A 10,745-nucleotide genomic window follows, 5' to 3' on the forward strand; every position below is an offset into this window, starting at 1 on the left:
AACTGCAGATTCTGGTGGCGTGCATTCATGCGGCAGCCCTCAAATTCAAGGTCTCGCTTAAAGCACTTGCAAAGACACGCTTGCCAACCGTGCGACGATATTCGGCGCTGGCGTGGTGATCATCGAATGGCGCGGTATCGGCAATCGCAAGTTCTGCGAGTGCGCGTGGATCCAGCGTGTTGATGGATTGACCGAGTAACGCTGCTTCAACCTGTCGTGCTTTGATTGGCGTTGGGCCCATGCCAAACCAGGCAATGCCTGCGCGTTCGATGCGCCCGTCTTTTACGGTGAGTGCGCCGGTCAAACCGACGAGTCCAAAATCACCGGGGCGCTGTGAAATTTCGCGGAACATCCAGACGGTGCCGCTCTGCCACTCAGGCACATGGATGCCAGTGAGTAGCTCATCCGGTTCCAGCGCTGTGGCGTAGGGCCCGAAATAAAATTCTTCTGCAGCAATGCGGCGCGTGCCGCGTGTTGACGTCAGTTCAAGCGAGGCGCCGAGTGCAACTGAAGTTGCAGGCAATTCTGCTGCGGGTTCGCCAAGCGCAATCGATCCACCAATGGTGCCGCGATTGCGCGTCTGATGATGACCAACGTGACGTGTTGCGGTGACGATCAGTGGCTGCGCTTGTGCGAGCGTTGGATCGGCAATGGCTTCGTTCTGACGCAGGATCGGACCGATGCGCGTAATGCCTGCGTTGCGCGTTACGCCTTTGAGGGCGGCGATGCGCGTGATGTCGATCAGGATAAAAGGCTGACTCATGCGTAGTGCGAGCAGCGGCATTAGCGTTTGACCGCCAGCAAGTATCGTTGCGCCACCGCCAGCTTCACTCAGCAGCTGGCAGGCTTCGGCGATCGACGACGGTGCCAAGTAGTCGAACGGTGCCGGTTTCACCGCTTGCCCTCCAACAGACGTGCAAGCAGGTCGGCGTCGAGTGTGATGTTGGTGGTGCCGGAGCGGCGGCCGAATTCAAAGCCTGCAGCGCCGACAATCAACAGCAGCGTGCCGATCGCAATGCCCATCCAATCCGAATGTTCTGCGCTGCCGCTGTGGCCGACGAGATAGCCGACGAGTGAAGCGACAACCAATGTGAGCAGCCAAACGATTGGCGAACCGCTTGCTGCCGATGCCGTACCAGTGGCGCGCGTGCCGCGTGCTTTTGCGGCGCCTGCTGCGACGGGCTCTGGTCCGGCGATGACTTTGCCGAACTGACCAAAGAAGCGCGCAGCCAATTGTTTGGCAGTGGCGTCCATGATCGGACCGCCGAGTTGTGCAAGGCGACCACTGACAAGCGCATCGACGTCGTACGACAAAATGGTGATGCCTTCGCCGCCGTCTGAGAGTTTTACTTTGGCAATGCTTTTAACCGAACCCACCGTGCCGCCCTGACCTTCGATGGTCATGGTGTAAGAGTCTGGTGCGTTGATGTCGGACAGCTCGACGGTGCCGTTGAAGCGTGCGCCGATAGGTCCGATCTTGATCTCAACTGTCGCGACTAATCGCGTGTCAGATTCTTTGGCGAGTGACTGGCAGCCGGGAATGCAGCGCTTGAGCACTTCGGGATCGTTCAACGCTTCCCAGACCTGCTGTCGCGTTGCGGAAATCTGCTGCTGTCCGTTCATCTGCATGATTCGATATCTCTGCGAATAATCTATTGGGCGGTAATGCGGGCCTGCTCGTGCAGGCGCTAGTCGTTGTTATGGTTCCAATCTCATTGTCCATGACCTCCGCCATGGAGTCCCGTCTGGTGTTGCCGCGATAGGCAGGCACTCTTGTCCTACCGGGAACTTCGCATTGTGGCGACCATGGAGCGCTTCCTAAGCTACGGTGCGGAAACTGCGTTTACATCCTGCTTACGCAGTAGCGGAGCTGGGAGTGCATCCCTAGAGGCGCGATATCTCTGACTCCCTCTCCCTACGAATGTGGGGAGAGGGCTGGGGTGAGGGGTGGTTGGAAAGGGCGCGCCGTTTGCGAATAGCCCCTCACCCTGACCCTCTCCCCGCAAGCGGGGAGAGGGAAACAAGCAAGTTTAAGGAAATGAATATCCATGCAGCTTGATGACTACCGCCTGCTAGGCCGCTCAGGCCTCAGAGTTTCTCCGCTGGCGCTAGGCACCATGACCTTCGGCGTGCAGCAGTCATGGGGTTGCGACGCCGCTGAAGCTGAAAAAATCTTAGGCCTTTATGCCGAGAGCGGCGGCAATTCAATCGACACTGCTAACTTCTACGCCAATGGTGAATCCGAGCGCGTGGTTGGCAAGCTGGTGCGTAATCGACGTAACCGTTTCGTCATCGCCACCAAGTATTCCCTGACGATGAGCCCGGGCGATCCGAATGCCTGCGGCAATCATCGCAAGAACATGATGCAGTCGGTCGAAGAAAGTTTGCGACGGTTGGAGACGGATCACATTGACCTGTTGTATCTGCACGCTTGGGATGCGCGCACACCCGTCGAGGAAATCTTGCGCGCCTTCGACGATCTGGTTCGCTCGGGCAAGGTTCAATACATCGGTCTCTCCAACACGCCCGCATGGCAGGCGTCGCGTATGCAGGCGATTGCTGAACTGCGTGGTTGGAGTCCGCTGGTTGCGCTGCAAATTTCGTATAGCTTGGCGGAACGTAGCGGCGAGCGCGACCTGCTGCCAATGGCACGTGAAATGGGCTTGGGCGTTTTGCCGTGGTCGCCATTGGCTGGAGGCGTGCTCTCTGGAAAATACCAACAGAAAGATTTGACCTCGGGCGCTGAGCCCAGCAAAGCCAGTGCGCGCAAGGACATGAATGTTTCGAGCGGTCGCCTGAGTGATCACAGTCTTGTTATCGCGGACGCGGTGAGAAAAGTTGCAGAGGAAATGAACTGCAGCTCAGCGCAGGTTGCGTTGGCTTGGACGCTGCTGAATCCGGCAGTTGCATCGCCCGTTCTTGGCATTCGCACGCTCGCGCAACTCCAAGATAATCTCGGTGCGCTAGACGTTAATTTCAGGGCCGATCAAATTGCGCAGTTGGATGCAGCAAGCAAGATTGACCTAGGCGTTCCACACACCATGCTCGCCTCCGATGTCATGAGCAAAATGTTCGGTGGCGTAAAAGTCGCAAAGAGATAAACGTAGGCTGGGTAGAGCGAAGCGAAACCCAGCATCTATCAGGTAATAAAAATGCTGGGTTGATAAAGCCAACCCAGCCTACGGGGCAGGAATCATGGCGACATACATGTTGGTACATGGTGGTGGGCACGGTGGCTGGTGCTATCAATTTGTCGCAAAGATCCTCAGGTCGCATGGCCATGAGGTGTACACGCCAACAATGACCGGTGTTGGCGAGCGCGAGCATCTGCTCAGTCCGGCGGTCGACATGAATCTGCAGATCACTGACATCGTTAAGGCGATTGAATTCGAAGACCTGCGTGACCTCATTCTTGTTGGTCACAGCTACGGCGGCATGATCATTACAGGTGTTGCCGATCAAGTGGGTGATCGCATCGCCAATCTGGTTTATCTCGATGCTGCGTATCCAGAAAACGGACAGTCACTGGTCGATCATGCTGGCGAGATCATGCTCGCAGCGCGTCAGACCGCGAGGATCGTCAACGGCATTGAACTCATCCTCTTCCCCGGCGATGACCCGTTGAGTTACTTCGGGGTGACTGAGCCCGATCAGATTGAATGGATGAAGCCCAAGCTCACACCACACCCTTGGAAATGCTTCGACCAGAAACTGGTGCTGAAGAACGAAGCAGCAGTTCGGAAAATTCCGCAGTCCTTTATTTCATGCAGCTATCGCATGGACGATGACTCCCGCGAAAAGCAAAAGACGCTCTCAGAGGGACGCTATTGGGAGATTGATACAGGGCATGATCTGATGATTTCAGAGCCGCAGTGGACTGCGGACGCATTAATGGAACTCGCTGGATTGATTGGAAAGGGAACGGCTACTGTCCCTCATGCTCGACCGACACTTGCACCGGTAGTTGCGCAACCGGCACCGAGTGTGAGTACTGGTCCGGCCACGCTCGAAGGAAAATGGGCGTTGAAAATGAAGGGTCCCGCAGGACCTGTCGCGGGCACAACAATTTTCGAATCGATCAATGGCGCACTATCCGGAACTCAATCATTCGGACCGGCAATGACCAAGCCCATTACTGAAGTCAAAGTAGATGGCGACACGATCATCTGGATCAGCCATATCGACAAGCCGATCAAGATGAAGCTTGAGTTCACCGCTCAACGCAACGGCGGCGAGATGACTGGAAAGGTGAAGGCTGGTTTTGTCGGAACTTATTCCTTCACCGGAAGAAAAGAATAAAAAGTAGCCCGGGTGAAACCCGGGGCTTTTAATTGCAGCAAAAAATCCCGGGTTGCACCCGGGCTACGCTGGGCGCACGAGTCCGCGTGGTTGTACAACACCCAACTCAATATGAGTGAGCACGCCGGGTTTGGCATCGCACACAGCCGGAACAGCGGTGGCACCAAGCAGACCTGTCCAAGGCAGGCCGTGGAACGGTCTGCGTCCATCAGACTCAACGCCGCCCATCAGTCGCAGTTCCAACGGTGGATCACCGTGAATCACGGCGCGGTAGCAGCTATCGCCGTTGTCCCATTTGGGTTCGACGTTGTCGCCCATCGTCCAGTAGAAGTGATACACGATCAGTGGCGCGCCTTCGCACCAGCCAGTCCATTCGTAGTGCTGACCAGCAACGGTTCCTTTCTTGATGACGCCGTTGGGGTAGGGGATATCTTCGGTTGCTGCAGAGACTTCGAGTCTCGTCGTCACCTTCTCGATTTTTTTGCCGAGCCCTTCTGCAAGCGTGTTCATTGATTGCTGGAAGTGGCGTGGCGCTTCTGGCGAGCGGCTTGGTTTGGCGAGCAATTCAGCCGGATCACGACCGAAGCCCATCACCTCGACATAGATCATCGGGTTTCTAAGCTTGTCGATCACTTCAATGATTTCGATGCGATCAATACGATTCATCAAACGCGTCAATGTGAGTGGCAGAATGTCTCCCGAGAAACCTGGATGGATGCCGCAGCCGTGATACGAAGTTCCACCTTCGCGGCAGGCGGCATCAATCTTGTCGAATGCTTCGGCAAACCATTCGTTCGGCAGGAAAGGACCTGCGGGTGACACCACGTTCTTGCCGGAGCGCAGCAGACGACAAACCATGTCGACGTCTTGTCTCTGCGGCGAGAACAGCACGCAGTCAGCATTAAGCGCGATGATCTTTTCGACATCATTCGTTGCGATCACGCCGGTGGCGGGAAGGCCAACGAGTTCGCCTGCATCCTTGCCCACTTTCTCTGGATTGGTGACGTAGACGCCAACCAGTTCAATCACCGGGTTCTCAATGAAATGCTTGAGCGCGGTTTTTCCGACTACGCCAGTAGCCCATTGGATCACGCGATATTTTTTCTGCGACATGTTTGTAGTTCCCGAGAATTAATTCAGCGAGCGGATCTGGCCGCCATCAACGCGATAGTTGGCGCCCGTGATGAAACCGGATAACGGACTGGCGAGCATGCAGGTGACGATTGCAAGGTCTTCAGGAATGCCAAGTCGGCCTGCTGGCGGCAATTGAAAGATCTTGTCCGCCGCCATTTTTGTGGTGATTTCTTCGATCGTCAGATTGTCGTCACCGTAGCGTTTACGCCCAAAACGAATGAGGCCATCGACCATCACTACGCCAGGCGAAACGGTGTTGGCAGTAACGCCGACGCCGTTGAGTGAGCCGGCGAGACTGACGGTGTAGTTATTCAGCGCTGCTTTGGCGCCGGAATAATCTGCGCCCAGATTGTTGGGTTGCACGGCAACTGCACTAGATACATTAATGACGCGCCCAAACTTGTTGGCGACCATCTCAGGTATTGAGAGGCGGCACAGACGAACCGCTGCCAGCGTGTTGGTGTGGTAGTTCGAGATCCAGTCTTCAATACTGATGTCGGCAGGCTTCTTCGAAGAATTTCCGGTTGAGCTGCCGCCCGCGTTATTGACGAGAATTTCGATATTGCCGCCAAGTGCAGCGATAGCTTCGGCATGAACTGACGCAGCGCCTTCGTCTGTAGACAAGTCGCCGATGGCAACGCCTGCTGCCTTAATCTCAGCGGCGACCTTTTCAGCGCGTTCACGATTTCGACCGTGAACAATCACTGCGCAACCTTCTTGCGCGAGCATGCGGGCAATGCCTTCGCCAATGCCGCTGCTGCTGCCGGTCACGATTGCGCGTCGGCCCTTGAGTTTGAGATCCATGCTGTCTCCCTGTCTTTATATTTGTGTGTCTCTTTTAAAGATCACACAGGCGGGTGACGTGCCATATTCCCATATGGGGACATGGCGTCGTGTTATGCGATCAGCAAGACGCTCCGATGAATGAAGCGCACCAAGTCGGCTTGGCTTCTGGCGCCCATCTTGGCGTAAATCTTTTTGGAATAGGTTCGAGCGGTTTCCACGGTCAGGCCTAATTCATTTGCCGCTTCAGCAATGCTCATGCCGCGGCCCAATGCCAATGCCAGACGACTTTCACTCGGCAGCAAGTCAAACAATTGCGCCAATTGTTCGCAGCGGTCGACAGACAGCGCGCTGTCACCATGCACATAAACCACGACCGCTGGCACTGATCTGGCGGAACCGCTTTCGCGATTCGCGCGTACCAGCAGCATGTCCAGCCAAGGGTCTCGACAGAGCACCACCGCACGTGGGCGCGCTTCAGATGAATTGGCGATGAGCTTTACCGCAGCAACGATTTCTCGCGTCTGCTGGCGTGTGTTGGCGACGAGTCTGCCGTCAGTATCTCGACGCAATAGTTTTGAGCGTTTAAGAATGAGTTCTCCTTGCGCGTCGGTCTCCAGCACACGCGCGTTGGCATCAAGTGCAATCCAACCGTAGTTGAGTCGCTGAATGGCTTCGCTCGCGAGCAGCGCGTTGGTGCGCTCTCGCTCTAGTGCTACAAAGTTGCGGAGGACACTGCGCAGATACGGCACGAGTGCGCTGAGTAGCGTCTCGTCTTTGCCGGTGAAGTCACCCTTTGTGCGCGTGGTAATCAGCCAAGCGCTGACGCCACTGGTCTCAGCGACGCGAACCATGCGCATCGCGTTCATGCCGCTGGGTGCCATCACTTCTTTAATGTAAGCGGCGCTCGCTGGATCATCCTTGCGTAGCAATTCTTTGAGACTGTAAATCCGTCCCTCACGCATCGCGTGATAAGGCGTCGGATCGCGCGCAAAGAAGCTTTCCTTGTAGAGCTGCTCTACATGCGGTGGTGAGCGCCTGCCGGAATAGAGATGGAACACCGTGTTGGTCGGCATGCCCGGTGGGCGGAAGACGAGGCTCGCGTAATCAGCAGCGACGCGCTTGCGCAGCAAGTCGAGAAACTTTGTCCAAGGTGGATTCTCAAACGCGCCGTCGAGCAGCGCGAGCAACAGATCGTCCATCGGTTCGGATTTCGGCATTCCGCTATTTACTAAGGACGCCAACCACGAATACGGTTACCTGCATCGCAAAGAATGGTTTCGTTGGTGATGAAGCGTGCATCGTCAGAGGCGAGGAACAGTGCCAGCTTGGCGATATCGTCCGGCGTGCCATTGAGGTTCAGCATCTGCTGGGCCTGAATGCGCATATGAGTTGCGGCAGACATTTGCATCTTGACTGCTTCCGTTTCCATCACGCCAGGCGCGATGGCGTTGACGCGAATGTTGTCGCTGCCAAAAGCGCCTGCCATCGCAAAGGTCATTGCGTTCAATGCAGCTTTGGTGACGCCGTAGGCCGTGCCCGGCACATAACTCGCCATCGAGGAGATATTGAGTACGACGCCTTTGGCGGCGGCGAGTGAGGTGCGTAGGCCTTGTGCGAGTAGCAATGGCGCAACGGTGTTTACAGACAAATAAATCAGCCACTTTTCCTGACTGATATCGACGAGTCCGGTAGCGACTTCACCGTAGGCAAGGCCCGCATTATTAATGAGGACATCTAGCTCGGGATAGCGCTTACAGATTTGAACGGTGAAATCCTTGACCTCACGTGCAACAGCGAGGTCGACAACATAGCTTGAGCAGGTAAAGCCCTGAGATTTCAGTTCGGCAGTAGTTTGCTCTAGTCCGGCTTCATCGACATCCGTTAGAACCAGTGCGGCGCCTTCTTCTGCAAAACTCTTTGCGAAGGCTTTGCCCATGCCACCGGCTGCACCAGTGATTAGAACGATTCGGTTACTAAAGCGTTTCGTCATTTCAAACCTCGGGGCCAGTAGCTCGGGTGAAACCCGGGAAGCGTTGTATTTATTGGCTGATCTGTTGCCGCCTTTTCAACATTCTATGTTACAGCCGATGACTGTAGCGGCGGTGCTGATCGGCAGAACTTGTCTGGCAGCGCAATCCTCGCGTAAGCATGTGTACTTTTCGGCAATTTACCCAGTAAAACTAAGGCTCTGTGCGCACGATCATAAACATCTTTACATCGGCTGGGTTGTTGTAGACAATGAACAGCACTGTTGTATACAAACACATTAAAAGATTCTGAGGGGATGCATGAATAAATCCTTCACTCCCGCGACCTTGCTCGAGATTTATCGCAAGGGGCGGCTGATCAATTTGATCGACGAGCGCTTCCGCGGCTTGCTGCGTTCGGGTCGTCTGGCGGCGGTGTATTACTCGCCGCGCGGTCAGGAGATTCTGGCTGCAGCGATGGGCGTTCATTTGCAGCAGACCGACTATCTGGTGACCACATATCGCGGCATTCACGACCAGCTCGCCAAAGGCATTCCTTTGCGTCCGCTGTTCGCTGAGTACTACGCCAAAGCCACCGGTGCCTGCAAAGGCAAGGGCGGCCCCATGCACATCACGCATCCGGAAACCGGCGTGATGGTGACCACAGGTATCGTTGGCAGCGGTTTGCCGATTGCTAATGGTTTGGCTTGGGCTTCGCAGCTGAAGAAAGATGGCCGCGTGACGCTGGTAACTTTTGGCGACGGCGCTTCCAACATCGGTGCCTTCCACGAAGCACTCAATATGGCTTCGTTGTGGAAGCTGCCGGTGATCTTCCTCTGTCAGAACAATCTGTACGGCGAATCCAGCAAGTACGCGAAGTGCACTGCGGTCGACAACGTCGCTGAGCGCGCTGCGGGTTACAACATGCCCGGCGTAACCGTGAACGGCAACGATCCTGAAGCGATGTGGCGTGCATCCGGTGAAGCCGTTGCTCGCGCTCGCGCAGGCGAAGGCCCGACTTTGCTCGAAGCCAAAACCTTCCGCTTCATGGGCCACTACTTTGGTGACCCGGGCGCTTATATTCCTAAAGAAGAATACGACGCTCACTTGGCGCGCGACCCGATGCCAATTGCTCGCGCTGCCGTGTTGAGCAGTGGTGCAGCGACTGAAGCTGAACTGGCCGCCTACGACGATGAAGTGAACGCGAAGATCGACGACGCGCTGCAGTTTGCAGCGGACAGTCCGTTCCCGGATGTATCAGAAATCGACATCGACGTTTATGGAGCCGCAGCATGAGCGCTGTCATTGATACGGCTGCCAAGCCAGAAGTCATTACGTTTACCGAAGCTTTCTCGCGCGCACTGCACGACGCGATGGAGATGGACCCAGCCGTCATCACGCTCGGTGAAGATATCGGCGACGAAGAAGGCGGCGGCATTTTCAAAGTCACCAAAGGTTTGTCGACCAAATTCGGCACCGACCGTGTAAAGACCACGCCAATTTCCGAGCAGGCCATTGTCGGCGCTGCAATCGGTGCTTCATTGGCCGGTATGCGCCCGATCGCTGAAATCATGTTGATGAACTTCATCACCGTGCCAATGGATCAGATCGTCAATCACGCGGCCAAGTTGCGCTTCATGTCTGGCGGTCAGACGCATGTGCCGATCACGATCCGCACGCGCACCGGCGCTGGTGCAGGCACCGGTGGTCAGCACTCCGATATGTTGGAAGCCTGGTTTGCACACGTTGCAGGCATGAAAGTGGTTGTGCCTTCGACGCCAGCCGATGCCTATGGTTTGTTGCTCGGTTGCATCTTCGACAACGATCCATGTTTGTTCATTGAAGATCAGCTCACGCGTACGCAGACAGGCCCAGTGCCGGTCAAAGGCGAGATCATCAAACTGGGCAAAGCGCACATTGCTCGCGAAGGCACTGATGTTTCCGTGATCGGCTACGGTCGTCCAGTTCGTGATGCCATGGTGTTGGCTGAGAAACTGGCCGCAGAAGGCATCTCAGTTGAAGTGGTCGACCTGCGTACGGTTTCGCCGCTGGATACCGAAACCGTTCTGAAGTCTGTCGCCAAGACGGGCCGCGCAGTTGTGATTCACGAAGCACCACGCAGCTTCGGTTGTGGTGCAGAAATCGCCGCACGCATCCAAGAATCGCTTTACAGCGAACTCAAAGCGCCAGTTCTGCGCGTGGCATCACGCGATGTCACCGTGCCGTTCTCGCGCGTGTTGGAAGCAGCGTACCTATATCAAGCTAGTGGGATTGAAGCCGCTATCCGTCAGACGTTAGAGAAGAGGGCAGCACGATGAGCACTGAAGTTCGCATTCCGCAGATCGGTTTTTCGACGCAGGAAGGCACCCTGACTGAATGGTTAATTGCAGACGGTGGCAAGGTAGAAGCCGGTAAGCCACTCTTCACGCTAGAGCTGGACAAGTCGGTACAGGAAGTCGAGTCTCCGGCCACTGGCACCTTGAAGATTCATGCCGCTGCTGGCGAGGTCTATCAGGTTGGCGCACTGATCGCAGAAATTCTCTAAGAGGAATTACGGCC

The 10,745-nt window shown here is 55.8% G+C and carries 11 protein-coding genes; 5 read left to right on the forward strand and 6 right to left on the reverse strand.

The features are described from left to right. Positions 1–25 precede the first annotated feature (25 nt). Both CJD38_RS16610 and CJD38_RS16615 read right to left on the reverse strand, forming a co-directional pair. A complete protein-coding gene (locus tag CJD38_RS16610) occupies positions 26–895 on the reverse strand; it encodes an FAD binding domain-containing protein (protein ID WP_107941502.1) in 870 nt (289 codons plus the stop codon). Then, the gene (locus CJD38_RS16615; RefSeq protein WP_107941503.1) at positions 892–1,629 is read right to left on the reverse strand and encodes an SRPBCC family protein; all 738 of its coding nucleotides are present in this window, start codon (positions 1,627–1,629) and stop codon (positions 892–894) included. Before CJD38_RS16615 ends, CJD38_RS16610 begins: the two co-directional genes overlap by 4 nt. A gap of 419 nt (positions 1,630–2,048) precedes the next feature. Between CJD38_RS16615 and CJD38_RS16620 the strand changes: the two genes are divergently transcribed. Both CJD38_RS16620 and CJD38_RS16625 read left to right on the forward strand, forming a co-directional pair. After that, the gene (locus CJD38_RS16620; protein ID WP_107941504.1) at positions 2,049–3,101 is read left to right on the forward strand and encodes an aldo/keto reductase; all 1,053 of its coding nucleotides are present in this window, start codon (positions 2,049–2,051) and stop codon (positions 3,099–3,101) included. A gap of 94 nt (positions 3,102–3,195) precedes the next feature. Beyond that, the gene (locus CJD38_RS16625) at positions 3,196–4,299 is read left to right on the forward strand and encodes an alpha/beta hydrolase (RefSeq protein WP_107941505.1); all 1,104 of its coding nucleotides are present in this window, start codon (positions 3,196–3,198) and stop codon (positions 4,297–4,299) included. Positions 4,300–4,362: 63 nt separating this feature from the next. On the opposite strand, the gene CJD38_RS16630 is transcribed toward CJD38_RS16625, so the two are convergent. The 4 genes from CJD38_RS16630 to CJD38_RS16645 form a co-directional block, all read right to left on the reverse strand. Continuing rightward, entirely contained in the window at positions 4,363–5,412 is a 1,050-nt protein-coding gene (locus tag CJD38_RS16630; protein WP_107941506.1) for an NAD(P)H-dependent amine dehydrogenase family protein, read from the reverse strand. A gap of 18 nt (positions 5,413–5,430) precedes the next feature. Then, entirely contained in the window at positions 5,431–6,237 is an 807-nt protein-coding gene (locus CJD38_RS16635; RefSeq protein ID WP_107941507.1) for an SDR family NAD(P)-dependent oxidoreductase, read from the reverse strand. 92 nt (positions 6,238–6,329) lie between these two features. Further along, positions 6,330–7,436 carry a helix-turn-helix transcriptional regulator gene (locus tag CJD38_RS16640; RefSeq protein ID WP_107941508.1) on the reverse strand — a complete coding sequence of 369 codons (1,107 nt, stop codon included), beginning with the start codon at positions 7,434–7,436 and terminating at the stop codon, positions 6,330–6,332. 11 nt (positions 7,437–7,447) lie between these two features. Continuing rightward, positions 7,448–8,209 (reverse strand): SDR family NAD(P)-dependent oxidoreductase, encoded by a 762-nt coding sequence (locus CJD38_RS16645; RefSeq protein WP_107941509.1) that lies wholly within the window; start codon positions 8,207–8,209, stop codon positions 7,448–7,450. Positions 8,210–8,507: 298 nt separating this feature from the next. On the opposite strand from CJD38_RS16645, the gene CJD38_RS16650 reads away from it, so the two are divergent. The 3 genes from CJD38_RS16650 to CJD38_RS16660 are packed head-to-tail and all read left to right on the forward strand — an operon-like array spanning position 8,508 to position 10,731. Beyond that, positions 8,508–9,482, forward strand: a complete 975-nt coding sequence (locus CJD38_RS16650; protein WP_107941510.1) for a thiamine pyrophosphate-dependent dehydrogenase E1 component subunit alpha — start codon at positions 8,508–8,510, stop codon at positions 9,480–9,482. Beyond that, positions 9,479–10,504, forward strand: coding sequence for an alpha-ketoacid dehydrogenase subunit beta (locus CJD38_RS16655; protein ID WP_107941511.1), 1,026 nt, complete (start codon positions 9,479–9,481; stop codon positions 10,502–10,504). Before CJD38_RS16650 ends, CJD38_RS16655 begins: the two co-directional genes overlap by 4 nt. Continuing rightward, positions 10,501–10,731, forward strand: coding sequence for a biotin/lipoyl-containing protein (locus tag CJD38_RS16660; protein ID WP_107941512.1), 231 nt, complete (start codon positions 10,501–10,503; stop codon positions 10,729–10,731). The genes CJD38_RS16655 and CJD38_RS16660 overlap by 4 nt, the downstream gene beginning before the upstream one ends. Positions 10,732–10,745: the final 14 nt, after the last annotated feature.

Origin of the sequence: Stenotrophobium rhamnosiphilum (assembly GCF_003052265.1) — a bacterium.
Lineage (GTDB): Bacteria > Pseudomonadota > Gammaproteobacteria > Nevskiales > Nevskiaceae > Stenotrophobium > Stenotrophobium rhamnosiphilum.

Excerpts from the sequence above, each read along its gene's own strand:
- CJD38_RS16615 (WP_107941503.1), bottom strand. The coding sequence starts at position 1,629 with ATGCAGATGAACGGACAGCAGCAGATTTCCGCAACGCGACAGCAGGTC.
- CJD38_RS16620 (WP_107941504.1), top strand. The coding sequence starts at position 2,049 with ATGCAGCTTGATGACTACCGCCTGCTAGGCCGCTCAGGCCTCAGAGTT.
- CJD38_RS16625 (WP_107941505.1), top strand. The coding sequence starts at position 3,196 with ATGGCGACATACATGTTGGTACATGGTGGTGGGCACGGTGGCTGGTGC.
- CJD38_RS16630 (WP_107941506.1), bottom strand. The coding sequence starts at position 5,412 with ATGTCGCAGAAAAAATATCGCGTGATCCAATGGGCTACTGGCGTAGTC.
- CJD38_RS16635 (WP_107941507.1), bottom strand. The coding sequence starts at position 6,237 with ATGGATCTCAAACTCAAGGGCCGACGCGCAATCGTGACCGGCAGCAGC.
- CJD38_RS16640 (WP_107941508.1), bottom strand. The coding sequence starts at position 7,436 with ATGCCGAAATCCGAACCGATGGACGATCTGTTGCTCGCGCTGCTCGAC.
- CJD38_RS16645 (WP_107941509.1), bottom strand. The coding sequence starts at position 8,209 with ATGACGAAACGCTTTAGTAACCGAATCGTTCTAATCACTGGTGCAGCC.
- CJD38_RS16650 (WP_107941510.1), top strand. The coding sequence starts at position 8,508 with ATGAATAAATCCTTCACTCCCGCGACCTTGCTCGAGATTTATCGCAAG.
- CJD38_RS16655 (WP_107941511.1), top strand. The coding sequence starts at position 9,479 with ATGAGCGCTGTCATTGATACGGCTGCCAAGCCAGAAGTCATTACGTTT.
- CJD38_RS16660 (WP_107941512.1), top strand. The coding sequence starts at position 10,501 with ATGAGCACTGAAGTTCGCATTCCGCAGATCGGTTTTTCGACGCAGGAA.